Source organism: Stenotrophomonas sp. HITSZ_GD (genome assembly GCF_029543105.1).
In the GTDB taxonomy this organism is placed as follows: Bacteria; Pseudomonadota; Gammaproteobacteria; order Xanthomonadales; family Xanthomonadaceae; genus Stenotrophomonas_A.
This window is the reverse complement of sequence record NZ_JARQXB010000003.1, coordinates 81,495-106,480: the sequence shown is the minus strand read 5'-3', so window position 1 is coordinate 106,480 and position 24,986 is coordinate 81,495. Positions and strand designations below refer to the sequence as shown.

Below are 24,986 nucleotides of genomic sequence, written 5' to 3'. Positions count from 1 at the left end.
CTCAGAGGTTGTCCAGCAGGAAGCGCGCCTTGGCCGCCTGCGGCTGATCGGGGAAGGCCTGCAGCAGATGGGCGAGCAGGCGCCGCTGGTCGCCCGACGGGCGCGTGCCATGGGCCAGCGCCAGTTTCAGCCACAGCTGGGCCTGCGTATCGCGCAGGCCGGCCGCGCCGTCCGATGACAACAGCTGCTCGGCCTCCTGCAGGTGGCCCAGCGCGATCCACTGCGAGACCAGTACGTCACGCATCTCCGCCGGCAGCACCAGCCCCTCCGCCGACAGGGTTTGCACCAGCCCCCACTGTGCCTGCACCTGCGCGGCGTCGCCGGCGGGCAGGCGTAGCAATGCCAGTGCGCGTTCGCGCAGGAACTGCCCCTGCCCCGCGTTGCGCGCCACGCGGCAACGTGCCAGTGCCACCTCGAAACTTTGCGGTTGCTCGGCCGCCAGTTCGGCCAGCAGCGATTCGGCCTCGATGTTTTCCATCCGCCCCAGGTGACGCTGCGCGCGTTCCCAGCGGTCGTCCACCAGGGCGGCCGGCGTATCCTGGAGGAATGCCGGCCGCGTCTGCCGCGTCCACACCAGCACGGCGCCCATCAACGCACCGGTGACCAGCCCACCCGCATGCGCTTCGAAAGCGACGCGCGCATCGTCCTGCGAAAGCAGGTTGAACACTTCCCAGCCCAGCCACAGCGGGAACAACGCGATGGCCGGTGCGCGCACGTAGTCGAACACCACCCCGAACCAGTAGAAGAAGCGCACCGGCTGGCGACCCCATACCGCGCAGAACGCCCCCATCATCGCGGCGATGGCACCCGAGGCGCCCAACCCGCCGCCGTACTCGCCCCAGCGCCACAGCACGCTCGCCGCGGCCGAGCCGTAAGCACCCACCACGTAGACGCCCAGCAGCCACCACGCACCGATGGCGCCTTCCAACAGCAGGCCGAGCGCGACCAGGAAGAGCATGTTGCCGACCAGGTGCATGGGATCGGCATGCAGGAACGCCGCCGTGAGCATGCGGTGCGGCGACCACTCCGAGCCGCGCTGCATGTGGCGCAAGGTAAAGATGGCGTCCAGGCGGCGGTCGAATTCGGCGCGCAGCGGGCGCCAGCGCGCCTGGGCGTCCTCGTCCTTGCCGGGCGCACGTTGCGCCAGGCGCGCGCGAAAGCCCAGGTCATTCACCGCGGCCCCGGCGAGCTGGCCCCATTGCTCGCCTTCATCCTGTTCGTCCAACGCCTGCAACTCGTCGCCGCGGCCGGTGTCGAGCAGGTACTGGCGATAGGCCGGCAGCTCCTGTTCGGCCAGGCCGGATTGCACGTAGTAGCGTTGGGCCTGCGTCATCGCCTCGGTGTCGCCGGCCTGCGCGCCGAAGAACACGATCACGTTGACCAGCAGCAGCAAGCTGGTCATCCAGGGCCAGGTCGCCCAGGTGAGCGGCTTGTGCAAAGGCAGGATCAACATCGGCAACATCCCCTGTCGGCGCGAAGCGCGCAGCTTCGACGATCGGCCTGGCGACATGCAAGCCGAGCCGCGCTAGCATCCCCTCCCCGCTTCGATTGCCGCTTCCGCATGACCCGTTGGCGTCCTCCCGCAGAGAAAAGCACCGCGCTGATCACCGCCGCCGGCCACGCCCGGCTCAAGGCCGAGCTGGACGACCTGTGGCGCGTGCGCCGGCCGGAAGTGGTCAAGGCGCTGGCCGCCGCGGCGGCAGAGGGCGATCGCTCGGAGAACGCCGAGTACACCTATCGCAAGAAGCAGCTGGGCGAGATCGACCGCCGCGTACGCTACCTGAGCAAGCGGCTGGAAGCGCTGCGCGTGGTGGACACACGGCCGAGCGACCCGCAGGCGGTGTTCTTCGGCGCGCGGGTGGAGCTGGAGCGGGTGAGCGACGGCGAGCTGCTGCGCTATCGCATCGTCGGGCCGGACGAAACCGACGCGGCGCAGGGCTGGATCAGCATCGATTCGCCCATGGCGCGGGCGCTGCTGAAGAAGCGCGTGGACGATGAGTTCGAGGTGATGCTGCCGGGCGGGATGACCCGTTTCGTGATCGTGGAAGTCGATTACGCGTGAGGGGGCGCCGCGACCGGTGATGTGCGGTCGCGGCTGAAGCCGCTCCTACAGCGAGGGCCCGCGGCGGCCTTACACCATTGCGAGCGGCAGCGGCTTGCGCGCCGGTTCCAGCGCATCGCCGAACAGGTCGTGCTCGTCGCTCTCGGTGATTTCCACCTGCACGAAATCGCCCGGGCGCAGGCCCATCTCCTCGCCGTTCTGGATGTGCACCAGGCCGTCGATCTCCGGCGCGTCAGCGCGCGAACGCGCCACCGCGATGCCATCTTCCAGGCCATCGACCAGGCACTGCTGCACCGTGCCCACCTTTGCTTCCAGCCGCGCGGCGGAAATGGCCGCCTGGCGCGCCATGAAGCGCGCCAGCCGCTCCTGCTTCACTTCTTCCGGCACCGGGTCGGGCAGCGCGTTGGCGCTGGCGCCCTCCACCGGCGAATAGGCGAACGCGCCGACGCGATCCAACTGCGCCTGGTCGAGGAAATCCAGCAGCGCCTCGAACTCGGCCTCCGTCTCGCCCGGGAAGCCGACGATGAAGGTCGAGCGCACGGTGATCTCCGGGCAGATCTGCCGCCAGCGCAGCACGCGCTCCAGCGTCTTGTCGACCGCGCCGGGGCGCTTCATCAGCTTGAGGATGCGCGGGCTGGCGTGCTGGAACGGGATGTCCAGGTACGGGAGGATTTTCCCTTCGGCCATCAGCGGCACGACATCGTCCACGTGCGGGTACGGGTAGACGTAGTGCAGGCGCGTCCACACGTCCAGCTCGGACAGGCCCTCGCACAGCGCCTTCATGCGCGTGGCGTACTGGCGGCCCTGCCAGGTCTTCTCGGCGTACTTGAGGTCCACGCCGTAGGCCGAGGTGTCCTGCGAAACCACCAGCAGTTCCTTGACCCCGCCGCGCACCAGCCGCTCGGCCTCGCGCAGCACGTCATCGACCGGGCGCGAGACCAAGTCGCCGCGCATGGACGGAATGATGCAGAAGCTGCAGCGATGGTTGCAGCCTTCGGAAATCTTCAGGTACGCGTAGTGGCGCGGGGTGAGCTTGATGCCGTAGTCCGGCACCAGATCCACGAACGGGTTGTGCTGCGGCGGCAGCGCGGCGTGCACCGCCTCCATCACCGTGGCGTAATCCTGCGGGCCGGAGACGGAGAGCACGTCCGGGTACTGCTCGCGGATCAGCGCCGAATTCTTGCCCAGGCAGCCGGTGACGATGACCTTGCCGTTCTCGTTCATCGCCTCGCCGATGGCGTCGAGCGATTCGGCCACCGCCGAGTCGATGAAGCCACAGGTGTTGACCACCACCACGTCGGCGGCGTCGTAGCTGGGGACGATGTCATAGCCCTCCACCCGCAGCTGGGTGAGGATGCGTTCGGAATCGACGAGCGCTTTCGGACAGCCAAGGCTGACGAAGCCGACTTTGGGGTTCGACGGGGACATGCGGGGAGTCTGGGGGCCTGGGAGAGGAACGGCCTGGGGCCTGAGCGGCGGAATTATAGCTGGCCGCGGGCAGGCGCCCTGAACGCACCGGCCAGACTCCATCACCCCTGCCAACAGGCAAGGCTTCCATAATGGCGGTCCCCATTCATTACCCGAGGATGTCCCCATGGGCCACTGGACCACGCTCGATACCCCCCACGGCCAGGTCGCCGCCTGGCACGCCACGCCGGTCGGCCAGCCGCGCGGCGGCCTGGTGGTGATCCAGGAAATCTTCGGCGTCAACGAACACATGCGCCAGGTGGGCGAGGATTTCGCTGCCGAAGGCTACGAAGTGCTGGTGCCGGCGTTCTTCGACCTGGTGGAGAAGGACACCCAGCTGCCTTACGACCAAGCCGGCACGCAGCGGGGCCTGGACATGGTGAAGACCCTGGGCATGGACCGTGCCGTGGACATCGTCCAGGCCGCCGCCACCGTGCTGGCGCCGGCCGGCAAGGTCGGCACGGTCGGCTATTGCTGGGGCGGCAGCGTCGCCTTGCTGGCGGCCATCCGCCTGGGCCTGCCGTCGGTCAGCTACTACGGCGCGCGCAACGTGCAGTTCCTGGACGAGACGCCGAAAGCACCGGTGATCTTCCACTTCGGCGACCAAGACAAGAGCATCCCGCCGGAAGCCGTGCAGGCCCACCGCGAGAAGCTGCCGCAGATGCCGGTGTACGTGTACCCGGCCGACCACGCGTTCAACCGCGACGTCGGCCCGCACTACGCCCCGGAGAGCGCGAAGCTGGCCCGCGAGCGCACGCTGGCCTTCTTTGCCGACAACCTGTGAGCGACTTCCAGCTCGACCCGCGCCTGGCCGCGGACAGCGTGTTCGTCGCCGACGGCCCGCTCTCCCAGGTGCGCCTGATGGACGACGCGCGCTTCCCGTGGCTGGTGCTCGTGCCGCGCGTGGACGATGCCAGCGAATGGATCGACCTCGACGGCGGCCAGCAACGCCTGTTGCTGGCCGAGGTCAACCAGGTCTCGCGCCTGTTGCAGGCCGAGCCCGGCGTGGAGAAGCTCAACCTGGGCGCGCTCGGCAACATCGTGCGCCAGCTGCACGTGCATCTGGTGGGCCGCCACGCGGGCGACGCGGCGTGGCCCGGGCCGGTGTGGGGCAGCGGCCCGGCGCAGCGCTTCGCGCCGGACGACCTGCGCCAGCGTGTCGAAGCATGGGCGCACCGGCTACGATAGGCGCCCGTCCAAGCCACCCGACCCCGACTACATGAAATCCCACGTCGTCGCCGCGCTGATCCTCATCCTCGTCGGCCTGCTGTTCCTGGCCAACAACCTGGGCTGGACGCACCTGAGCATCGGGCGGCTGATCAGCACCTGGTGGCCGGCCCTGCTGGTGGCGGTCGGCATCGGCATGTTGTTCGGACGCGGCAAGTAACCGCGCGATGCAATGAAAAACGGCGCCGAAGGGCGCCGTTTTTGTTCGCAGGGCCGCGCCGCTCAGGTCCGCGGCAGGGTCACGCCGGTCTGGCCCTGGTACTTGCCCCCGCGGTCGCGGTAGCTGGTTTCGCACACCTCGTCGGACTGGAAGAACAGCATCTGCGCCACGCCCTCGTTGGCGTAGATGCGCGCCGGCAGCGGCGTGGTGTTGCTGAACTCCAGGGTCACGTGGCCTTCCCACTCCGGCTCCAGCGGCGTGACGTTGACGATGATGCCGCAGCGCGCGTAGGTGCTCTTGCCCAGGCACACCACCAGCGTGTCGCGCGGGATGCGGAAATACTCCACCGTGCGCGCCAGCGCGAAGCTGTTCGGCGGGATGATGCACACGTCCGACTCGATATCCACGAAGCTGCCGCTGTCGAAATGCTTGGGATCGACGATCGTCGAGTTGATGTTGGTGAACACCTTGAACTCGCGCGAGCAGCGCACGTCGTAGCCGTAGCTCGACGTGCCGTAGCTCACGATGCGCTGCCCCTGGGCGTCCTGCTTGATCTGGCCCGGCTCGAACGGCTCGATCATGCCGTGCTGTTCGGCCATGCGCTTGATCCAGCGGTCGCTCTTGATGCTCATTCGGTCTTCCTGTGGTGGAGGGGCGGCGCGCGCCGCCTGCGGATTCTAGGCACTGCGGCCGCGCGTGTCGCGGCCGCCCGGAGCGCTCAACCGAACGAGGTGGCGATCGGGATGGCCGCGCGCGGCCGCTTGGCCAACGCCTCGGCCAGGCGCGTGGCGGCGGCGGCGTAGGCCTGCGCGGCCGGCGAATCGGGCGCGGCGGCAACGATCGGCGTGCCGGCATCACCCTGCTCGCGGATGGCGATTTCCAGCGGCAGCGAGCCCAGCAGCGGCACGCCGTACTGCGCGGCCATGCGTTGGCCGCCGCCTTCGCCGAACAGGTGCTCGGTGTGGCCGCAGTTCGAACAGGTGTGTACGGCCATGTTCTCGACGATGCCCAGCACCGGCACCTCCACCTTCTCGAACATCTTCAACGCCTTGCGTGCGTCCAGCGTGGCGATCTCCTGCGGCGTGGTGACGATCACGGCCCCCGCCACCGGAATCTTCTGCGATAGGGTCAGCTGGATGTCGCCGGTGCCCGGCGGCAGGTCGATGAGCAGGTAGTCCAGGTCGTCCCACAGGGTGTCGTTGAACAGCTGGGTGAGCGCGGAGGTGGCCATCGGGCCGCGCCAGATCATGGGGGTGTCGGTATCGATCAGCAGGCCGATGGACATGGCTTCCACCCCAAAGGCGCGCAGCGGCTCGATCGACTTGTTGTCCGGGCTGTCGGGCCGGCCGGCCAGGCCGAGCATGGCCGGCACGCTGGGGCCGTAGATGTCGGCGTCGAGCAGGCCGACCCGGGCGCCCTGCGCCTGCAGGGCCAGGGCCAGGTTGACCGCGGTGGTGGACTTGCCCACCCCGCCCTTGCCCGAGGCGATGGCGATGACGTTGCGGATGCGGGGATGGGGGGACAGGCCGCCCTGCGGCTTATGGGCTGGAATCTTCATGCGCCTATTGTCCGCGAGCCAGGGGGCGGACAGGAAACATGTGTCGCGCGTCACCGATAAAACGTTTTCTCATAACAATAACGTGATGGATTTCACATTTTTCTGCTAACTTTCCGTTCACGAATGGATGAACCGCGTGTTAACGTCGGGTTAGGGGTGATGCCATTGACACGCGACGGACATCTTTGTCTGGGCCGGTCCATTGCCCCGTTCTCAGCACACAGAAGGGGATTCGCCAGATGTCGTCCAGCAAAGCTTCTCGCCTCAAGCGGCACCGCCTGACCGCGGCCGTCTTCGCCGCCATCGTCCTGCCCGCCACGGGTTCGGCGCTGGCCCAGGATCCGCCCAAGGAACTCGACCGCGTCACCGTGACCGGCTCGCTGATTCCGCAGACCGAGATCGAGACCGCCACGCCGGTGATGGTCATCAGCGCCGAGGACATCAAGGCGCGTGGCTTCACCTCGGTGGCCGACGTGCTGGCCAAGAGTTCCTTCGCCACCGGCGGCGTGCAGGGCGCGCAGACCTCGGCCTCGTTCACCCAGGGCGCCAACACCGTGAGCCTGTTCGGCCTGCCGCCGGGTTACGTGAAGTACCTGATCGACGGCCGCCCGATGTCGAACTACCCGGCGCTGTACAACGGCAGCGACACGTTCAACAACATCAGCGGCATTCCGATCGACCTGGTCGACCGCATCGAGATCCTGCCCGGCGGCCAGTCCTCGCTGTACGGCTCGGACGCCATCGCCGGCGTGATCAACGTCATCCTGAAGAAGAAGCTCGACGGCGCGGTGCTGGCCATCCGCGGCGGCGGCTATTCCGAAGGCGGCGGCAGCAACTTCCGCGCCAGCATCGCCGATGGCTGGAGCTCGGCCGATGGCCGCGTCAGCATCCTGGGCGGCCTGCAGTACGAAGAATCGAATCCGATCTGGGGCTACCAGCGCGACCTGACCAAGCAGTACAACCAGCACGGCACTTCGCCGGCACTGCCCAGCCGCGACCTGCTGATCTACAGCCCGTTCACCAGCTACAACTTCCTCGACCCGGCCAACTGCGGCAACGTGACCGGCCTGTTCGGCGGTACCGAAGGCCTGCAGACCCGTCCCGGCTTCGGCGACGAGAACTTCTGCGGCTCGTACTACACGCCGGGCTACCGCACGCTGAAGAACGGCCTGGAATCGACCCAGGCCTACGTGCACGGCACCTTCGACATCAACGACAACACCCAGCTCTACGGCGATGTGCTCTACAGCCACGACAAGGTCGACTACCACGTCGGCTCGGGCTACACCTGGTGGGGCACCGGCGCGGACTTCGGCTACTTCTACGATCCCAACCTGGATGACCTGCTGAACCTGCAGCGCGCCTTCGCGCCGGAGGAGATGGGCGGCCAGGGCTTCCGCGACACCATGAGCCACGACGTCAGCGACGCGGTGCGCGTGAACTTCGGCGTCAAGGGCACCTTCGGCGCCTCGGCGTGGGACTACGACGTGGGCGTGACCTACAGCGAGTACAAGCTGAAGGAGAAGAACTTCGTCCGCTACGCCGCGCCGATGGACCAGTACTTCATCGACCACGTGCTCGGCCCGCAGCAGGGCCTGGACCCCTACTACGACGCCTACCCGGTGTTCACCCCGGACTACGCCGCGTTCTACCAGCCGATCAGCCAGGAAGACTTCGCGGCGATGACCGGCTACGAGACCTCGCGCAGCAAGACCTCCGACAGCATGCTGCGCTTCCAGCTGACCAATGCGACGCTGTTCAAGCTGCCGGGCGGCGACGCCGGCCTGGCCGTGGTGGCCGAGCTGGGCAAGCAGAAGTGGGATTACAGCCCGGCGCCGGGCCTGCTCGATGGCTCCATCTGGGGCCAGACCGCCGTCGCCGGCGGCGGCGACCGCGACCGTTACGCGATCACCTCCGAACTGCGCATGCCGCTGTGGGACCCGCTGACCGTCACCGCGTCCGGCCGCTATGACTCCTACGACGCCAGCGGCCGCACCATCGACAAGCCGACCTGGAGCGTGGGCCTGGAGTACCGTCCGGTGCAGTCGCTGCTGCTGCGCGGCAAGTACGGCACCGCGTTCCGTGCGCCGACCTTGTCCGACCTCTACCAGGGCGACAGCGGTTACTACAACTCCGTCACCGACTACTACCAGTGCGCCCTGCGCGGCTACCTGCCGGGCAACACCGACAACTGCCCGCAGGCCTACTCCAGCCGCCAGTTCTTCGGCACCCAGTCGGGCAACCTCGACCTGAAGCCGATCAACGCCGACGTGTGGAGCGCCGGCTTCGTGTGGTCGCCGGTCGACCGCATGAGCCTGACGGTGGACTACTTCAACTGGGACATCAGCGACGAGGTCACCCAGCAGAGTGCCGACGCGCTGTCGCTGCAGGACTATCGCTGCCGCGCCGGCATCGACGACATCACCACCCCGCTCTGCACCCAGGCGATGTCGCAGGTCACCCGCAACGCGGCCGGCTTCATCACCGAGATCTACACGCCGAAGATCAACGTCTCCAACCAGAAGCTGGAAGCGGTCACCGCCGCGTTCAACTATGGCTACGACTTCGGCAGCTGGGGTGACCTGAGCCTGCGCACCAGCTACACCCAGAACCTGCACCACACCCAGCAGATCTACGCCGGCGACGACGAGATCAACCTGCTGAACGATCCGTACTGGAGCAGCGATCCGAAGCGCAAGGCCGACGGCTCGCTGACCTGGACGATCGGCGACTTCTCGGCGACCTGGTACGTCAACTGGTTCTCCGAGACCCCGAACTACGCCGCGCGCATCAGCGAGGACGGCTACGGTTCGGCGAACGGCCGCAAGCTGGGCTCGTATGCGACCAATAACGTCAGCGCCACCTACAAGCTGTTCGAAGGCCTGGAGCTGTCGCTGATGCTCAACAACGTGTTCAACCGCATGCCCCCGTACGACTTCTCGTACCCGGGCACCTCCGGTGCGCCGTATAACGCCTACAACTTTGACGTGTATGGCCGCGCCTATTACCTGGAAATGCGCTACGCCTTCGGCAAGTAAGCCGCCGGCCAGCGCCTGAAAGACCCAGGCCCCATCCCGAAAGGGATGGGGCTTTTTCATGGGCCGCCATCGCCGCGTGGCGAGTCAGTCCGACATGGCTACGCCGAGCAATTCCGCCAGCGGCGCCATGTCCTGCCCGTAACGGCGCCAGCGCCCGAGGTAAGCGGTGCTGATCGGCTCGCGCACCTGCACCAGGCTGGCGGTGGCGACCGGCGCCTGGTTGCGCTCGAAGGCCATGCAGCCTTCTTCCCACGGCAGCCCGCAGAAGGCGAGCAGGCGCTCGGTGACCGGACGCTGCGCGGTGACCAGGTCCTCGTAGCGCACTTCCAGGAAGCGATCGGGCAGCAGGTGCCGCCAGTGCGCCATCAGCCGGTCGAACATCAGGTAGTAGCGGCCGACATCCATCAGGTCGAACGAGTAGTCGTAGTACGGCGAGCTCAACGCGAACAGCTGGCGGAAGTTGCCCAGGCAGGTGTCCATGGGGTCGCGTCGCAGGCAGATGATCCTGGCCCGGGGCAGCGCGCGCGCGATGTGGCCCACGTAGAGGAAGTTGTGCGGCAGCTTGTCGACGAAGCGTGGCGTATGGCCGGTTCCCGGCCGGGTGGACTCCACGTATTCGCGCCCTACCCGCTGCCAGTCCACCCCGTCCAGTTCGGTCAAGGTGGCGATATCGAGGATGCCAGGCGTCGGCGTGCCGCGCACGCGCTTCAACGCCACGGAGAAGTTCTGCAGTTCCCCCGCCGAATGCACCTGCGAGTGGCTCGACAGGATGCGCTCCACCAGCGTGGTGCCCGAGCGCGGCATGCCCACCACGAAGATCGGTTCTTCGCTGTCGTAGCCGTGCCCTGCCGTCGCGCCTTCGGGAAAGGCGCGCTCGATGGCGGCGAACAACGCGCGGTCTGTCGATCCATCGTAGTTCCGCGCGCGCTTCTGGGTGGCCTTGCCCTGGACATAATGCTGGAAGGCGCGCGGGTAATCGCCCAGGTCCTCGCACTCCTTGGCTATCGCCAGGTTCACGTACAGTGTGGCGTCGTCCACCCCGGCACCGAGCTGCAACGCCTGTTCCAGCTGCGGCAAGTCGTTGTCCTCGGCCGAACGGCGGCGCAGTTGCGCCAGCGAGGTGTAGGCGCGCCAGTAGCGCGGGTCGTCCGCCAGGGTCTGGCGATACTCGCGCTCGGCCTCCTCGATGCGGCCGAAGAACAGCAGGCAGGTTGCGAGGTTGTAGCGGAAGCTGGCCTGGCGCGGCGCCAGGCGCACGGCCTGCTCGTAGGCCACCAGCGCCTTGGCGTGTTCGTTGCCGCGCGTGTACACCACGCCCAGCGTATCCAGGGCGAAGGCGTCGTCGATCTCCATGGCCATGGCCTTGTCGGCGAACGCCATGGCCTGCCGGTTCAAGCGCGCCTGGGTCAGCGCGCGCGCCATCTGCGCGGCGTAATCGGCCCGCTGCGGATTGAGCTCCGTGGCGCGGTGCAGATGCGCCAGCGCCGGCCGCATCTGCTGCATCTCGAACGCGGCCACGCCCGCCACGAAATGGACGCCGGCATGCTCGCCCTGGCGAAGCAGCCGCTGCGCGAGCTGCCATGCCTCCTGCCAGCGCCGCTGGTTGAGCGCGGCCACGGCCTGCGCGTATTGCTCCATCTGTGCATTCATGGGGAGGGCGTATTCCGGTGGCGCAGGATCGAGTCACCGATTATGCCCGCACACGCACGGCGTTCCGCTCCGCGGCAACGCCTCACCCTGCCAACACCACCCGCGCCGCGTTATGTCCTGGCGCCCCCGTCACGCCACCGCCAGGGTGTGTGCCCGAGCCACACAGGTACAGCCCGTCGATCGCGCCGCGATAACCGGCCTGCCCCAGCATCGGCCGCGCACTGAACAGCTGGTTGAGGCTCAGCGCGCCGTGGAAGATGTCCCCGCCGATCAGCCCGAATTCGCGCTCCAGGTCCAGCGGCGTCAGTACCTGCCGGCCCAGCACCGACGCTGCGAAACCCGGCGCATGTCGCTCCACGGTGGCGATCATCAGGTCGGCCACTTCCTCGCGGTGGTCGTCCCAGCTGCGCCCGTCCGGCAACTGCGGCGCGACGTGCTGGCAGAACAGGCTCGCCACGTGCTGCCCGGGCGGGGCGAGCGAATCGTCCAGCGTGCTGGGAATCAGCATCTCCACCACCGGCGCGCGCGACCAGCCCTGCTCGCGCGCGTCGCGCCAGGCGCGGTCCATGTAATCCAGGCTCGGCGCGATGATGATGCCGGCGGTGAGGTGGTCGCCGTCGCCGGGCAGCACGCGGAAATCCGGCAGCCGCGACAGCGCCACGTTCATGCGCAGCGTGCCCGAACCACAGCGCCAGTTCGCCATGCGTTCGCGCGTGGCCTCGGGCACATGGGCCGGGTCGATCAGGCGCTCGTACAGCAGCTTGGGATTGACGTTGGCCACCACCGCGCGCGCGTGGATCTGCTCGCCTTGCTCGGTGACCACGCCCACCGCGCGGCCGCCGCGCACCACGACCTCGCGCACGCCGGTCGCCGTGCGTATCTCCACGCCGCGCTCGCGGCAGCACGCGGCCATGGCCTGGGTGATCGCGCCCATGCCGCCGATGGCGTGGCCCCAGGCCCCCTTCACGCCGTTGCTCTCGCCGAACACGTGGTGCAACAGCACGTAGGCGGTTCCCGGCGCATAGGGGCTGGCGTAGTTGCCCACGATGCCGTCGAAGCCGAACAGCGCCTTGATCGGCGCGCTCTCGAACCAGCGGTCCAGGTATTCGGCGGCGGAAATCGTGAACAGGTCCAGCAGCTCCTGCCGCAAGCCGGCCGGCAGCGCGTGCAGGCGACGGCCGAGGCGGCCGGCGCGCAGCAGTTCGGGCAGCGCCGCCCACCAGCCACCGTCGGTGATGTTCGGCGGCGGCGCCAGCGCGAGGGCGCGCAGCACGTCGGCCAGCTGCTCCAGCCGCGCTTCGTAGGCGGGCAGGCGTTCGGCATCGCGCGCGGAGAATTTCGCCACCTCCGCGCGCGTGCGCCCGGCACCGGCGAGCAGGTAGGCGTGCTCGTCCAGCGGCAGGAAATTGTTGAGCCGGCGCGGCACCACGCGCAGCCCGTGCCGGGCCAGTTCCAGATCGGCGATGACCTTGGGCTGCAGCAGCGAGACCGTGTAGGACGCCACCGAATTGCGGAAGCCGGGGTGGAAGGTCTCGGTGACCGCCGCGCCGCCGACGACCTCGCGCCGCTCCAGCACCAGCACTTTGCGGCCGGCGGCGGCGAGGTAGGCGGCGCAGGTCAGGCCGTTGTGGCCGGCGCCGATGATCAGGGCGTCGTAGGCGGTCTTCATCGTCGCTGGTATAGCACGCGGCCAGGCCTATACTGCGGGCCTTCGAACCGGCGGGGGCCGTGGCATGCGTTCGGACCGGAAGGCCGCGGCCCGCGGGGCGGCGGCGTGACGATGCGCCGGCAAGCCACCGTGCGGTGGATTGGTGCGGGCGTGGCCGCGTTGCTCGCGCTGGTGCTCGCGGCCAGCGGACTGCTCGCCCCGGCCGACGCCTGGCTGTTGCGCCACCTCGGCGCGCACACCTATCTATATGACGCCCCCTGGCTCGCGGCGATGCTGGCCGGCCTGTTCTGGCTGCTGCGCCCGCGCACGGCCCGGCGCGGCCGGCTGGCAGGCGTGCTTTGGGCCGCCGGCCCGCTCCTGCTCGCCGCGGCGGCGGCATGGGCCGGCCGGCGCGGTTGGCCGCCGCTGCCCACCACCGCGGCGATCCTGCTCGTCGCCCTGTTGCGGCGCCTGCGCCTGCGGCGCTTTCCGGAGCTGGAGCCCCTGGCGGGACTGCAACGCGCGGCCGGCCAGGCGCTGGGCAGCGCCGACGCCCTGCCCTGCAGCCTGGTACGCCTGCAACTGCGCGGCGCCAAGGACCGGCGCCTGCCGCTGGCCGACATCGTGCGTACGCTCAAGGCGCGTGCCCGGCGCGGCGACGACCGCGTCGCCCGCGGCGGCCGCGACGGCTTCGTGCTGTGGCTGGCGCATACCGATGCCGACGCCGCGCTGGCGGTGGCCTGCGAGATCCGCGCCGACCTCGCCCCGCTGCTCACCCGCCACGCCCTGCACTGCAGCATGGGCGTGGCGACCGAGGCGGTGCCGGGCACCCGGTTCGAACAGCTGTGGCAGCGTGCCGCGCCCCCGGCGCCGTAGACCATGACCTTCGACCCGCTGACTGGGATCGCCCGCACGGTTTAGAGTGCGCGTTCCTGCCCCGGCCCCGGGGCATCCGTCCATGTCGCGCCTGGAGCCTGACCGTGACCCTCCGTAAACCGCATCTGCTCACCCTTTCCCTGGCCGTGGCCGCCGCCCTGGCCGGCTGCAAGAAGTCCGAAGACACCGCGCCCGCCGCGCCGGCCGCCGACACCGCTGCCGCCACCGCCACCGCGCCGAAGCTCACGCTCGACGAATCCAAGCTGCCGCCGTTCAACCAGTTCCAGGCCAGCGACCTGGACCCGAACACCAGCGCCTGTACCGACCTCAACGCCTACGCGAACGCCAAGTTCCTGGCCGCCAACCCGGTGCCGGGCGACCGCACCAGCTGGGGCGCGTTCGAGATGCTCGACGAGCGTTCCAACGCCGTGCAGCGCCAGCTCGTGGAGCAGGCCGCCGCGGCGAAGGACGCCCAGGGCGTGGAGAAGCTGGTCGGCGACATCTGGGCCACCGGCATGGATGAGGCCAAGGTCAACGCGCAGGGCATCGAGCCGCTGAAGCCGACCCTGGCCGCCATCGACGGCGTGACCGACCAGGCCAAGCTGGTCGACTACCTGCGCACGAGCGCGGCCAAGGGCGAGAACGAGCTGTTCTCGTTCGGCGCCGAGGCCGACTTCAAGAATTCCAGCATGAACATCGCCTACGCCGCGCAGGGCGGCCTGGGCCTGCCGGATCCTGAGTACTACACCAAGGCCGACAACAAGGCCAAGCTGGACGCCTACCAGCAGCACGTGGCCAACGTGCTCAAGCTCTCGGGCGTGGCCGATGCCGACGCCGCCGCGCAGGCCAAGCAGGTCATCGACTTCGAAACCCGCCTGGCCAAGGTCTCCAAGACCAGCACCGAGCTGTCGCGCGATGCTTCGCTGTTCTACAACCCGGTGAGCCCGGCCGATGCCGACAAGCTGACGCCGAACTGGTCGTGGACGGAATTCTTCAAGTCGCAGGGCGTGGAAGTGCCGCAGATGTTCTCGCTGGCGATCCCGGCCTTCCATGAGGAAGTGAGCAAGATGATCGCCGACACCGACCCGGCGATCTGGCGTGCGTACCTGCGTTTCCACGCCGTGGACAGCGCCTCGCCGTACCTGAGCCAGCCGTTCGTGGAAGAGAACTTCGCGTTCTACAACCAGACCCTGCGTGGCCAGAAGGAAATGAAGCCGCGCTGGAAGCGCGTGCTGGCGGCGATCAACAGCCAGGCCGGCGAAGCGCTGGGCCAGATGTACGTGCAGGTCGCCTTCCCGGCCGATTCGAAGGCGAAGATGGAAGAGCTGGTGGGCAACCTGCGCACCGCGCTGAAGGCCCGCATCGAGAAGCTGGACTGGATGAGCCCGGAGACCAAGGAAAAGGCCATCGCCAAGTGGAACAGCTTCACGCCGAAGATCGGCTACCCGGACAAGTGGCGTTCGTGGGAAGGCCTGGCCACCAGCCGTGACAGCTACCTGGGCAACATCGAGGCGGCCAACGAGTTCAACTACAAGTGGAACCTGTCCAAGATCGGCAAGCCGGTCGACAAGACCGAGTGGGGCATGAGCCCGCAGACGATCAACGCGTACTACAACCCGCTGCAGAACGAGATCGTGTTCCCGGCGGCGATCCTGCAGCCGCCGTTCTTCGACCCGAATGCGCCGGTGGAAATGAACTACGGTGGCATCGGCGCGGTGATCGGCCATGAGATGACCCACGGTTACGACGACCAGGGCAGCCGTTTCGGGCCGACCGGCAACTTCGAGAACTGGTGGACGGAGGCGGATTCGAAGGGTTTCGCTTCGCGCACCGACCGCCTGGTCAAGCAGTTCGACGGCTACAAGACCGAGAAGGGCAATGTCAGCGGCAACCTGACGCTGGGCGAGAACATCGCCGACCTGGGTGGCCTGAACACCGCCTACGACGCGATGAAGGCGGCGACCGCCGGCCAGGAAGATCCGAAGACGGACGGCCTGACGCGCGACCAGCGCTTCTTCCTCAACTGGGCCACGGTGTGGCGTCGCAACTTCACCCCGGACGAACTGGCCGTGCGCCTGAAGACCGACCCGCACGCCCCGGCGAACTTCCGTGCCAACGGCGCGCCGTCGAACATGCCGGCGTTCGCGGCGGCGTTCGAGTGCAAGGCGGGCCAGCCGATGGTGCGTGCTGGCGACAAGCAGGTGGTGATCTGGTAATCGCCTGAACTGTTCTTCTGGTTGTTGATGAAAGGCCCGGGATGTTTCCGGGCCTTTCTTTTTGTGGCGGATTTTCTGCGACCTGATGCGCGGCGCTTCGGTTGCCATCGCGCGGTGGCCGGGCGGGAGGGCGCATCGGGGGACGGCCGAAAGCGGCCATCCATGGCCTCGGGCCTCGGTCGGCGGCATCCTGCCGCCTCACGCCCCCGATGCGCCCTCCCGCCCGACCACCCGATGGTCAACGAATACGGCGGAACGAACATCAAAAGCAAAGATCGCAAGGACCTTGCCTTTGCCTTTGCTTTGCTCTTGCCTTGCTTTTCCCCTCACCCCACCCAGCCGGGTGGTTTTGCTTTTCGATCGGTGGAGGGAGAGGTGGGGGTGACCGGGGGGAATGCCGTGGCGGGGGCGTGAGGCGGCATGGATGCCGCCGACCGAGGCTCGAGGCCATGGATGGCCGTTTTCGGCCGTCCCCCGCCACGGCATTCCCCCCGGTCGCCGCGCGACCCACCCACACAAGGAACACCCAAACAGCCAACACCCCCACACCACCCATCACGCTCCTCCGCTAAACTCCGGCAAATTTCCCTGGCTGGATTCCCTCGAATGCCCCTTCTCCGCCCGCTTGCCCTGTCCCTGGCCCTGGCTTCCGTGATCGCCGCCCCGCATGCCGACGCGGCGCCCAAGAAGAAGAGCAGCCCCAAGGCGCCCGCCGTGGCCCCGGCCTGCAGCGACTTCTACGCCACCGCCAACGCCGCTTGGCTGAAGGCCAACCCGGTGCCGCAGAGCGGCGCGACCACCGCGCTGGGCCAGCTGGCCGAGCGCGCCCAGCAACAGCAGCGCGACCTGCTCGATGCCGCCATGCGCGCCCCGCAGGGCAACGTGCAGAAGCTGCTCGGCGACTTCTGGGCCAGCGGCCTGGACGAAGCGGCGGTGGAGAAGGACGGCTCGCAGCCGATCGCCCCGCTGCTCTCGCGCATCGACGCCATCAAGAAGGCCAAGGACGTGCCGGCCTCCATCGCCGCGCTGCACCAGGTCGGCCTCCCGGTGGCCTTCAACTTCAGCCCCGACGTGGACCTCAAGGCGCTGGACCGCCACATCGGCTACTTCATGCAGGGCGGCATGGGCCTGCCGGATCCGGCGTTCTACACCCGCACCGATGCCGACACCGTCGCGCTGATGGGCCGCTACCGCGCCTACGTCAAGCAGATCCTCGCCCTCACCGGCACCCCGGCCGCGCAGCTGGAAGCCGACACCGTCTCGGTGATCCAGATCGAAACCCTGCTGGCCAAGGCCGCCAAGCCGGTGGCCGACGTCAACAACCCGTTCAACAACTACGCGCCGGTCGCGGTGAAGGACGTCACCAAGCAGTACCGCAACCTGCAGCTGGGCGATTTCCTCAAGGCCCAAGGCGTCAACGACGACCTGGTCTCGATGTCCGACCCGGGCTACTTCAAGCAGCTCGACGCGATGGTCGCCAGCCTCAAGCCGGACCAGTGGAAGGCTTACCTGCGCTGGCGCGTGGGCGATTCCATGGCGCCGTACCTGTCCAAGAGCTTCCGTGACGCCGAAGGCAACTTCCGCGGCCGCCTGCTGCGCGGCGAAACCGTGCCGCCGCCGCGCTGGCAGCAGGTGCTGGACGCGATCAATGTCGCCGCCGGCCCGATGCTCGGCCACGAGTACGTCGAGCGTTACCTGAGCGCCGATACCCGCCGCCAGGCCGCAGTGATCGCCGACCAGGTCCGCGAGGCGCAGGTGGCCGCGCTCGCCCGTACCGGCTGGGGCAACGGCGCGGTGGTGGAAGAAGCCAAGGCCAAGCTGCAGGCGATGAAGATCGAGATCGGCGCGCCGCGTCGCGACCTGGACTACAGCGTGCAGCCGATGGGCCGCGGCAGCTTCGGCGGCAACATGCTGATCGCCTCGACCTGGCGCCACCGCGAGGAGATGAAGCGCATCGGCAAGGGCAACGCGGACCGCCGCTGGGACGTGCTGCCGCAGCAGCCCGCGCTGGCCTACGACATCGCGCAGAACCGCCTGATCGTCACTGCCGCCGTGCTGCAGCCGCCGGTGTTCGGCAACGGCGATGTCGCCGCGCAATACGGCGCCTACGGTGCGCTGGTGGCGCGCGAGATCACCCGCGCCATCGACGCCAAGGGCGCGCTGGTCGATGCCAAGGGTGAGCTGCGCAGCTGGTGGAGCCCGGCCGAGAAGACCGCCTGGACCGAACTGACCAACCGCGTCGCCGCGCAGTACAACGCCTATCCGTACCCGGGCGTGCCCAACGCCAAGGTCAACGGCACGCTGACGGCCGAATCGAACCTGGCCGACCAGGTCGGCGTCGAGCTGGCGTGGCAGGCATTCAATGCCGCGCAGCCGAACGCGCCGGTCGCCAGCCGCCAGGCCTTCTTCAATGCGTGGGCCGGGCTGTGGGCGCAGCAGGTCTCGCCGAACGAGGCGGTGCAGCGCGCGGCCACCGATATCCGGGCCCCGGGCCCGTGGCGCGTGAATGGCCCGCTGTCGAACCTGCCGGAGTTCGGCGCCACGTTCCAGTGCAAGGCCGGCCAGCCGATGCAGCGTACCGACGCGGAGCAGCTGAAGATCTGGCGCTGAGGCCAGGCGTGCAGGAAAGCAAAAGGGCGCGGAGTGATCCGCGCCCTTTTTTTTTGGCCACCGCCTCGTGCAGAAGCGGCTTCCGCCGCGACCCGATGGCCCGCGACGTCGCGGCTGGCGCCGCGCCTACCACCGCCGGCAGCGAGGCCGGCCGCGCATCGCCCCTACTTCACCCGGCGCAGATGCGGCGGGCGCGGCCCGCGCCGGCCGAACGGCGGCTGGCCGCGCCAGTAGCGGATCAGCAGCCAGCCGAACAGCATGCCGCCCAGGTGCGCGAAGTGCGCCACGCCCGGCTGCCAGCCATTGAAACCGGCCAACAGCTCGATCGCACCGAACACGATCACGAACGTGCGCGCCTTCATCGGGATCGGCGGGAACAGCAGCATGATCTGCTGGTTCGGGAACAGCATGGCGTAGGCCAGCAGCAGGCCGTAGATCGCCCCGGATGCACCCACCGTGGGATAGGCGTCGCCGCCGTGGGACACCGTCCACCAGCCCACCAGCAGCTGGCACAGGCCGGCGCCGACGGTGCACACGAGGTAATAGGTCAAAAAGCGCTTCTCGCCCCATGTCTGCTCCAGCGGCGCGCCGAACATGAAGAGGGCCAGCATGTTGAAGAACAGGTGCCACAGCCCGCCATGCAGGAAGCCGTAGGTCAGCAGCTGCCAGGGCTGGAAGTTCTGCCCGGGCGAGAACGGATCGAAGCCGCCTTCGCTCACCGGCCACAGCATCAGCGGTGCCAAGGCGTCGCCCAGCCCCGTCTGGAGCAGGAACATCAGGATGTTGGCGATCAACAGGGCCTTGGTGACGGTGGGCAGGCGCGGGAACATGGAAGCATCCTTGGGAACCGTCCCCATCATAGCCGCTAGCCCTGCGGCGGCCCCCACAGTGCCGCGTCCAGCGTCTTCGCCGGTGGGGCGCGCTTCACTCTCCCGCGTTCGACCCGCACGCCCTCGGCGCGCAGCCGCTGGCTCTGCTCGCGCCAGCCACGCGAGCCTTCCGGCATGGCGATGCGCCCATCCGAGCGCAGCACGCGGTGCCACGGCAGGTCGGGGTCGCCGTTGCCGCCGAGCACCCGCGCCACCAACCGCGCACGCCCGGGCAACCCGGCGCGCGCGGCCACCTCGCCGTAGCCCGCCACCTGGCCGGCGGGAATGGCGCGGATGGCGCGCAGGATGCGCAGCCGCGCCTCGTCGGCCGGCATGGGGGCCGGCTTGGGCGCGCGGGGGGCGGCGGGCTTGCGGGCGATGGGCATCGGCGGCTCCTGGCGGACGCGGGCCGACAGTGTGCCGGCCGCGCGGCGTCAGCGCATCAGCACCACTTCTTCGGACGAGGTGGGATGGATCGCCACCGTGTCCTCGAACTGGCGCTTGGTCACGCCCATCTTCAGCGCGACCGCGAAACCCTGCAGCATCTCGTCCGCGCCCTCGCCGAGCAGGTGGATGCCGACGACGCGCTCCTCCTCGCCCACGCACACCAGCTTGAACAGGCTGCGTTGCGGCGAATCGGCCAGCGCGTGCAGCATCGGTCGGAAGTTGCTGGTGTAAACGCGCACCTGCTCGCCGAATTGCGCGCGCGCCTCTTCCTCGGCCAGGCCCACCGCGCCGAGCGGCGGATGCGAGAACACCACGCTGGGCACGTTGTCGTAATCGAGGCGGGCGTCCGGGCGCCCGCCGTACAACCGGTCCATCAGCTTGCGGGCGGCGGCAATGGCCACCGGCGTCAGCCCGACCTTGCCGGCCACGTCGCCCACCGCATGGATGCTTGGCACCGCGGTGTCCTGGTACTCGTCCACGACCACCTCGCCATGCTCGCCCAGCGCCACGCCCACCCGCTCCAGGCCCAGGCCCTGCGTGTTGCCGCGGCGGCCGATGGCGAAGAACACCTGGTCAAAGCGCTGTTCGGCGCACAACTCGCCGGTGCCGCCCAGGCGCAGTGCGCCACCTTCGTCGCGCCACAGCCGGTTGGCGCGGTACTCGAAGTGCACGCGCACGCCCTGCTGGCGCAGGTTCTCGGCCAATTGCGCGGTCACCTCCGCATCGAAGCGGCCCAGCAACTGCTGGCCCTGCACGAGCAAGTGCACGCGGCTGCCCAGTGCCTGCAGCAGGCCCGCCAGCTCGACGGCGATATAGCCACCGCCGACGATGGCGACGTGTTCCGGCGCGGCGCACAGGTTGAAGAAATCGTCCGAGACGCTGCCCAGTTCTGCGCCCTCGAGCCGCGGGCGCAGCGGGTGCGCACCGGTGGCGATGACGATGTGGTCCGCGCTGGTGTGCACGCCGTCGGCGCAGGACACGGTATGCGCGTCGATGAAATGGCCGCGCTGGGGCATCAGCACGATGCCGTCCGCGTCCAGGCGGCGGCGGTAGCTGGCATGGATGTTGGCGATGTAGCCCTGGCGATGGGCGACCAGCTCCTTCCACGACAACCGCGGCGGGGCGACATCGAAGCCGATGGCCGCGGCCAGTTCCATCTTGCTGGCCAGGTCGGCGGCCAGCCACATCGCCTTCTTCGGCACGCAGCCGATGTTGACGCAGGTGCCGCCGAGCTCGCCCGGCTCCATCAGCGCGACGCGCGCGCCGTGCTGGGCGGCGCGGAACGCGGCGGCCAGGCCGCCGGAACCGCCGCCGATCACCAGCACGTCGTAGTCGTGGCCATGGCTCATGCGAAACGCTCCGGGCGGTAGGGGTAAGGGTCTATCGCCGGGTCGCGCCCGGTCATCAGGTCGGCCATCAGGTGTCCCGTCGCGCTGCTCATGCTGATGCCGAGCATGCCATGCCCGGCCGCGAGCCAGACGTGCGCGTGGCGCGGCACGCGGCCCAGCGCCGGCAGGTCGTCCCAGGTCATCGGGCGCCAGCCATACCAGCGCTCCTGCACCTGCAGGCCGGCCGGTTCGTGCAGGTATTCGGCGGCAGCGCGCTCCAGCGCGGCCAGGCGCGTGTCGTTCAGGCGCGTGTCGTAGCCGGAGAATTCCATCGTGCTGCCCACGCGCAGGCCGCTCTCCCACGGTGTCACGAACACCCAGCGGTCCTTGAGCACCACGGGTCGCTTGGGCGCCACCGCCGGGCGGCTGTAGGTGATCGAATAGCCCTTGCCGGCCTGCACCGGCAGGCGCAGGCCTACCGCGGCGGCCAGCTGCGGCGACCACGGGCCAGTGGCGATCAGCACGTCGCGCGCCTGGCGCACGCCGTGCGAGGTGGTGACGCGCACGCCATCGGTATCCGGCGCCAGCGCTTCCACGCGCACCTGCTCGTCGATCTCCCCGCCGCGTTCGCGCAGCGCGCGGGCCAGGCCATCGGTGTAGCGATCCGGGCGCAGGTGACCATCGCCGGGGAAGCGGATCGCACCGGCCAGGCCACCGCGGAAGGCCGCATCGCCGGCCGCGTACGCGGCGCCGTCGATCGCCTCGGTGCGCACGCCGAGTGCTTCCAGCGTCTCGCATTCGCGCAGGTAATGGCGGTAGTTGCGTTCGTCGCGGAAAACGTAGTCCAGGCCGTCCTGGCGGTATTCGCAGTCCAGGCCGTAGCGCTCGATCCACGCATGCAGGCGCTGCGCCGAATCGTTGAGCAGCGCCGCGCGGCCGAGCGTGCTGCGGCGCCAGTCGCGCAGGTTGCAACGCGCGGCGAAGCGCGCGAACCAACGCCACAGCGCCGGATCCAGGCGCGGCGGCACGTACAGCGGCGCGTCGGGCGTGAACATCCAGCGCAATGCCTGCCACGGCATGCCCGGCGCGGCGAGCGGCGGCGCATGGCTGGGCGTGATCGTGCCGCAGTTGCCGTGCGAGGTGGCCCCGCCCACGCGACCGGCCTCCAGCACGCGCACGCCGCGGCCGGCCTCGACCAGCGCCAGCGCACAGGCCAGGCCGATCGCGCCGCCGCCGATCACCAGGACATCGTCGCGGGGAATGCTCACGCGTGAAGTGTAGAGCGCCGCGCCGCATCGCGGCAGGCGTGCGTTCAAGCCGCGCCGTGGCGCCGGCGCAGCGGCGGCCACTGCAGGTAGGTGAAGCCGCGCCACAGCCATTCCACCGGGCCGAAGCGGAACCAGCGCAGCCACGCGTGGCTCAGCAGCACCTGCACGGCGAACAGCGCCAGCGCGAACGGCACCTGCCACGCGCGCGGCATGCGTTCGAACCAGCCGGCGCCATAGCCGTAGAACAGCAGCGTGCACACCAGCGACTGCAACAGGTAGTTGCTGAGCGCCATGCGCCCGGCCGGCGCGAGCCCGCGCAGCCCATGGGCCGCACGCGTCACCCATGCCAGGTAGCCCAGGCACATGAGCAGGTTGGCGACAGAGCCCAGCACCCAGCCCGTGGAGGCGGCCAGGTCCAGGCGCACCGGGTCCATCCACGGCGAGATCGCGTAGCTGGCGGCCATCAGCCCGATACCCAGCGGCAACGCACCCCAGCGCAGCCACGCGAACAACCGCGCATGCCGCTCCGGTGCGGCGATCACCCCGCTGCGCAGGAACCAGGCGCCCAGCAGGAACATGCCGAGCATGGCCGGGCCGTTGACCAGCAGGCCGCGCAGCGATTCGCCCAGGTCGTGCACGCGTTGCAGCGTGGCCTGCGCGTAGCTGCCGGCCCCGAACGCCTGACGCTGCGCCTCCACCGCCTGCTGCCATTGCACGCCGACCTGCGCCAGCTGCTGCTGGAACGCCGCATCGTGCTGCATCCACGTGCCGATGAGCCCGAACAGCAGCACCCAGCAGGAGGCGAACAGGTACACGATCAAGCCCATCGCCGGCAGCCAGCGCGTCGGCGCCTCGGCAAAGGCCAGCAGCAGCAGCGAGAGCAGCGCATAGCTGACCAGGATGTCGCCGGACCACACCAGCAGCGCATGCGCCAGCCCGATCACCAGCAGGCCGGCGCTGCGGCGCAGGTAGACCGGCACGAATGCGCGCCGCGCCTGCTCGGCGCGGCCGGACATCACCGCAAAGCCCATGCCGAACAGCAGCGAGAACAGCGTGTAGAACTTGCCCTGGACGAAGAAGTACACCAGCGCGTCGGCCAGGCGGTCGGCACCGGACAGCGCCGGGTCCACGCCGGTCAACGCGCTGTTGAGCGGGCCAGCGAAGCCCTCGATGTTCATCAGCAGGATGCCCAGCAGCGCGAAACCCCGCAGCACATCGAGCAGGACGATGCGCTCGGCGGGCGCGACCGGCAGCAGGCGGGGCGTGTTCATGGCGACACCATAGCGGGAGCGCGGGCCGCAAAACGCGCGCGGCCCGCCGAAGCGGGCCGCGCGGGAAAAGCGGGCGGGGCTTAGTGGTGGTGGCCGCCGTCGCCGTGCACGTGGCCGTGCTCGACTTCCTCGGCGCTGGCCTCGCGCACGTCCACGATCTCCACGTCGAAGTGCAGGTCCTTGCCGGCCATCGGGTGGTTGAGGTCCACGTCCACCACGCTCATGCCGACCTTCTCCACGGTGACCGCGCGCGGCCCGAAGTTGGTCTGCAGCACGACCTGCATGCCCGGGGCCAGCTTGGTGTTGCCGAAGTGCTTCTTGGGCACGCGCTGGCTCAGGCCGTCGCGGCGCTCGCCGTAGGCGTCGGCGGCCGGCACGTCCACGCTGAGGTGCTCGCCGGCTTCCTTGTCCATCATCGCCTTCTCCAGGCCCGGGATGATGTTGCCGTGGCCCACCAGGATCGCCAGCGGCTCGCGGTCCTTGGAGCTCTCGATCGGCGCCTGGCCGACCTCCGAGACGGTGTAGTGGAAACGGACGACGCGGTCTTTTTCGATCTTCATGATGGCTCTGGCTGGAGGCTGCCCGGTGGCAGACGTTGGGACGGCTTGTCGGCCGCCGGGGTCGCCGCCATGATGGCGGCCATTCAAACCGCGCATTATCCGGGCTCGATGCAGAACAAGCCAGCCGTTCCGCCCCCGCGCGTCGCCCCCTGGCGGCGCCTCGCCCTCCCCGTCCTGCTCGTGCTCGCCACCGCGCTGGCCGGTTGCGCCAGCCAGCCGCCGCCGCGCAAGGCCGCCGCGCCCGCGCCGCGGGTATGGCCGCAGGTCGCCCCGGCCGACCCGGCGGCCGCCAATGCGGTGCTCATGCGGGCGCTCGGCCTGGTCGGCACGCCCTATCGCTACGGCGGCAACACCCCCGAAGGCGGCTTCGACTGCAGCGGGCTGGTGACCTACGTCTACCGCGACATGCTCGACCTGCGGCTGCCGCGCAGCTCCTCCGAGCTGGCCGCCCTCCAGGGCCCGAAGATCGCCCCGGAACGGCTGGCGGCCGGGGACCTGGTGTTCTTCGGCAGCCGCGGCAGCGTGTCGCACGTGGGCATCTATGTCGGCGAAGGGCGGTTCGTCCACGCCCCCAGCACCGGCGGGACCGTCCGCCTGGATACGCTGGACGGGGTCTACTGGCGGGACCACTACAGCGGCGCAAAACGGGTTCTCCACTGAATTGTGACGTGTCGCACGTCACATAAAACGAAACTTTAACGGAAATTGAACCTCACGCACCCTTCACCGGG

Annotated in this window: 22 protein-coding genes; 10 read left to right on the top strand and 12 right to left on the bottom strand. The window is 69.1% G+C overall.

The window, feature by feature from the left end; all coding sequences use genetic code 11:
* Position 1: 1 nt before the first annotated feature.
* Positions 2-1,453 (bottom strand): rhomboid family intramembrane serine protease, encoded by a 1,452-nt coding sequence (locus tag P6166_RS03920; RefSeq protein WP_277763226.1) that lies wholly within the window; start codon positions 1,451-1,453, stop codon positions 2-4.
* 108 nt (positions 1,454-1,561) lie between these two features.
* Between P6166_RS03920 and greB the strand changes: the two genes are divergently transcribed.
* Positions 1,562-2,062 carry a transcription elongation factor GreB gene (gene greB / locus P6166_RS03915; protein ID WP_277763225.1) on the top strand — a complete coding sequence of 167 codons (501 nt, stop codon included), beginning with the start codon at positions 1,562-1,564 and terminating at the stop codon, positions 2,060-2,062.
* Between the two features lie 69 nt (positions 2,063-2,131).
* Here the strand turns inward: greB and rimO are convergent, their stop codons facing one another.
* The gene (gene rimO, locus P6166_RS03910; RefSeq protein ID WP_277763224.1) at positions 2,132-3,490 is read right to left on the bottom strand and encodes a 30S ribosomal protein S12 methylthiotransferase RimO; all 1,359 of its coding nucleotides are present in this window, start codon (positions 3,488-3,490) and stop codon (positions 2,132-2,134) included.
* Between the two features lie 166 nt (positions 3,491-3,656).
* Here rimO and P6166_RS03905 point away from each other — a divergent pair, with 166 nt between their 5' ends.
* The 3 genes from P6166_RS03905 to P6166_RS03895 are packed head-to-tail and all read left to right on the top strand — an operon-like array spanning position 3,657 to position 4,916.
* Positions 3,657-4,313, top strand: coding sequence for a dienelactone hydrolase family protein (locus P6166_RS03905; protein ID WP_277763223.1), 657 nt, complete (start codon positions 3,657-3,659; stop codon positions 4,311-4,313).
* On the top strand, positions 4,310-4,717 hold the full coding sequence (locus P6166_RS03900; protein ID WP_277763222.1) for an HIT family protein: 408 nt from the start codon (positions 4,310-4,312) through the stop codon (positions 4,715-4,717). Before P6166_RS03905 ends, P6166_RS03900 begins: the two co-directional genes overlap by 4 nt.
* A 31-nt stretch (positions 4,718-4,748) precedes the next feature.
* Positions 4,749-4,916, top strand: coding sequence for a DUF5668 domain-containing protein (locus P6166_RS03895; RefSeq protein ID WP_108143383.1), 168 nt, complete (start codon positions 4,749-4,751; stop codon positions 4,914-4,916).
* Between the two features lie 62 nt (positions 4,917-4,978).
* Here the strand turns inward: P6166_RS03895 and dcd are convergent, their stop codons facing one another.
* Together dcd and apbC are read right to left on the bottom strand one after the other, a co-directional pair.
* Positions 4,979-5,548, bottom strand: a complete 570-nt coding sequence (dcd, locus tag P6166_RS03890; RefSeq protein WP_277763221.1) for a dCTP deaminase — start codon at positions 5,546-5,548, stop codon at positions 4,979-4,981.
* A gap of 86 nt (positions 5,549-5,634) precedes the next feature.
* Positions 5,635-6,474, bottom strand: coding sequence for an iron-sulfur cluster carrier protein ApbC (gene apbC / locus P6166_RS03885; protein WP_277763220.1), 840 nt, complete (start codon positions 6,472-6,474; stop codon positions 5,635-5,637).
* A 239-nt stretch (positions 6,475-6,713) separates the two neighbouring features.
* On the opposite strand from apbC, the gene P6166_RS03880 reads away from it, so the two are divergent.
* On the top strand, positions 6,714-9,512 hold the full coding sequence (locus P6166_RS03880; RefSeq protein ID WP_277763219.1) for a TonB-dependent receptor: 2,799 nt from the start codon (positions 6,714-6,716) through the stop codon (positions 9,510-9,512).
* An 84-nt stretch (positions 9,513-9,596) separates the two neighbouring features.
* Here P6166_RS03880 and P6166_RS03875 read toward each other — a convergent pair whose 3' ends face one another.
* On the bottom strand, positions 9,597-11,162 hold the full coding sequence (locus P6166_RS03875; RefSeq protein ID WP_277763218.1) for a tetratricopeptide repeat-containing sulfotransferase family protein: 1,566 nt from the start codon (positions 11,160-11,162) through the stop codon (positions 9,597-9,599).
* Between the two features lie 82 nt (positions 11,163-11,244).
* Positions 11,245-12,831, bottom strand: a complete 1,587-nt coding sequence (locus P6166_RS03870; protein ID WP_277763217.1) for an NAD(P)/FAD-dependent oxidoreductase — start codon at positions 12,829-12,831, stop codon at positions 11,245-11,247.
* 111 nt (positions 12,832-12,942) lie between these two features.
* Here P6166_RS03870 and P6166_RS03865 point away from each other — a divergent pair, with 111 nt between their 5' ends.
* The 4 genes from P6166_RS03865 to P6166_RS03850 all read left to right on the top strand — a co-directional run bounded on the left by P6166_RS03865 (position 12,943) and on the right by P6166_RS03850 (position 18,512).
* Positions 12,943-13,686 carry a hypothetical protein gene (locus P6166_RS03865; RefSeq protein ID WP_277763216.1) on the top strand — a complete coding sequence of 248 codons (744 nt, stop codon included), beginning with the start codon at positions 12,943-12,945 and terminating at the stop codon, positions 13,684-13,686.
* 104 nt (positions 13,687-13,790) lie between these two features.
* The gene (locus P6166_RS03860) at positions 13,791-15,902 is read left to right on the top strand and encodes a M13-type metalloendopeptidase (protein WP_277763215.1); all 2,112 of its coding nucleotides are present in this window, start codon (positions 13,791-13,793) and stop codon (positions 15,900-15,902) included.
* A gap of 234 nt (positions 15,903-16,136) precedes the next feature.
* The gene (locus tag P6166_RS03855) at positions 16,137-16,316 is read left to right on the top strand and encodes a hypothetical protein (protein ID WP_277763214.1); all 180 of its coding nucleotides are present in this window, start codon (positions 16,137-16,139) and stop codon (positions 16,314-16,316) included.
* Between the two features lie 192 nt (positions 16,317-16,508).
* Positions 16,509-18,512: a M13 family metallopeptidase gene (locus tag P6166_RS03850; RefSeq protein ID WP_277763213.1), complete on the top strand. Its 2,004-nt coding sequence runs from the start codon at positions 16,509-16,511 to the stop codon at positions 18,510-18,512.
* Positions 18,513-18,676: 164 nt separating this feature from the next.
* Here P6166_RS03850 and P6166_RS03845 read toward each other — a convergent pair whose 3' ends face one another.
* The 6 genes from P6166_RS03845 to P6166_RS03820 all read right to left on the bottom strand — a co-directional run bounded on the left by P6166_RS03845 (position 18,677) and on the right by P6166_RS03820 (position 24,255).
* Complete coding sequence (locus P6166_RS03845) at positions 18,677-19,342, bottom strand: rhomboid family intramembrane serine protease (protein ID WP_277763212.1); 666 nt, start codon at positions 19,340-19,342, stop codon at positions 18,677-18,679.
* Between the two features lie 35 nt (positions 19,343-19,377).
* Positions 19,378-19,767, bottom strand: coding sequence for an MGMT family protein (locus P6166_RS03840; RefSeq protein ID WP_277763211.1), 390 nt, complete (start codon positions 19,765-19,767; stop codon positions 19,378-19,380).
* Between the two features lie 48 nt (positions 19,768-19,815).
* Positions 19,816-21,177 carry a glutathione-disulfide reductase gene (gene gorA, locus P6166_RS03835; RefSeq protein ID WP_277763210.1) on the bottom strand — a complete coding sequence of 454 codons (1,362 nt, stop codon included), beginning with the start codon at positions 21,175-21,177 and terminating at the stop codon, positions 19,816-19,818.
* Positions 21,174-22,424, bottom strand: coding sequence for an FAD-dependent oxidoreductase (locus P6166_RS03830; RefSeq protein WP_277763209.1), 1,251 nt, complete (start codon positions 22,422-22,424; stop codon positions 21,174-21,176). The genes gorA and P6166_RS03830 overlap by 4 nt, the downstream gene beginning before the upstream one ends.
* A gap of 44 nt (positions 22,425-22,468) precedes the next feature.
* Positions 22,469-23,695 (bottom strand): DUF418 domain-containing protein, encoded by a 1,227-nt coding sequence (locus P6166_RS03825; protein WP_277763208.1) that lies wholly within the window; start codon positions 23,693-23,695, stop codon positions 22,469-22,471.
* An 80-nt stretch (positions 23,696-23,775) separates the two neighbouring features.
* The gene (locus tag P6166_RS03820; protein WP_277763207.1) at positions 23,776-24,255 is read right to left on the bottom strand and encodes a peptidylprolyl isomerase; all 480 of its coding nucleotides are present in this window, start codon (positions 24,253-24,255) and stop codon (positions 23,776-23,778) included.
* 45 nt (positions 24,256-24,300) lie between these two features.
* Between P6166_RS03820 and P6166_RS03815 the strand changes: the two genes are divergently transcribed.
* Complete coding sequence (locus P6166_RS03815; RefSeq protein WP_277763437.1) at positions 24,301-24,915, top strand: C40 family peptidase; 615 nt, start codon at positions 24,301-24,303, stop codon at positions 24,913-24,915.
* The last annotated feature ends 71 nt before the right edge of the window (positions 24,916-24,986 follow it).

Coding starts and splice junctions, on each gene's coding strand:
- P6166_RS03920 (WP_277763226.1), bottom strand. CDS start 1,453: ATGTTGATCCTGCCTTTGCACAAGCCGCTCACCTGGGCGACCTGGCCC.
- greB (WP_277763225.1), top strand. CDS start 1,562: ATGACCCGTTGGCGTCCTCCCGCAGAGAAAAGCACCGCGCTGATCACC.
- rimO (WP_277763224.1), bottom strand. CDS start 3,490: ATGTCCCCGTCGAACCCCAAAGTCGGCTTCGTCAGCCTTGGCTGTCCG.
- P6166_RS03905 (WP_277763223.1), top strand. CDS start 3,657: ATGGGCCACTGGACCACGCTCGATACCCCCCACGGCCAGGTCGCCGCC.
- P6166_RS03895 (WP_108143383.1), top strand. CDS start 4,749: ATGAAATCCCACGTCGTCGCCGCGCTGATCCTCATCCTCGTCGGCCTG.
- dcd (WP_277763221.1), bottom strand. CDS start 5,548: ATGAGCATCAAGAGCGACCGCTGGATCAAGCGCATGGCCGAACAGCAC.
- apbC (WP_277763220.1), bottom strand. CDS start 6,474: ATGAAGATTCCAGCCCATAAGCCGCAGGGCGGCCTGTCCCCCCATCCC.
- P6166_RS03880 (WP_277763219.1), top strand. CDS start 6,714: ATGTCGTCCAGCAAAGCTTCTCGCCTCAAGCGGCACCGCCTGACCGCG.
- P6166_RS03875 (WP_277763218.1), bottom strand. CDS start 11,162: ATGAATGCACAGATGGAGCAATACGCGCAGGCCGTGGCCGCGCTCAAC.
- P6166_RS03870 (WP_277763217.1), bottom strand. CDS start 12,831: ATGAAGACCGCCTACGACGCCCTGATCATCGGCGCCGGCCACAACGGC.
- P6166_RS03865 (WP_277763216.1), top strand. CDS start 12,943: ATGCGCCGGCAAGCCACCGTGCGGTGGATTGGTGCGGGCGTGGCCGCG.
- P6166_RS03855 (WP_277763214.1), top strand. CDS start 16,137: ATGGTCAACGAATACGGCGGAACGAACATCAAAAGCAAAGATCGCAAG.
- P6166_RS03850 (WP_277763213.1), top strand. CDS start 16,509: ATGCCCCTTCTCCGCCCGCTTGCCCTGTCCCTGGCCCTGGCTTCCGTG.
- P6166_RS03845 (WP_277763212.1), bottom strand. CDS start 19,342: ATGTTCCCGCGCCTGCCCACCGTCACCAAGGCCCTGTTGATCGCCAAC.
- P6166_RS03840 (WP_277763211.1), bottom strand. CDS start 19,767: ATGCCCATCGCCCGCAAGCCCGCCGCCCCCCGCGCGCCCAAGCCGGCC.
- gorA (WP_277763210.1), bottom strand. CDS start 21,177: ATGAGCCATGGCCACGACTACGACGTGCTGGTGATCGGCGGCGGTTCC.
- P6166_RS03825 (WP_277763208.1), bottom strand. CDS start 23,695: ATGAACACGCCCCGCCTGCTGCCGGTCGCGCCCGCCGAGCGCATCGTC.
- P6166_RS03820 (WP_277763207.1), bottom strand. CDS start 24,255: ATGAAGATCGAAAAAGACCGCGTCGTCCGTTTCCACTACACCGTCTCG.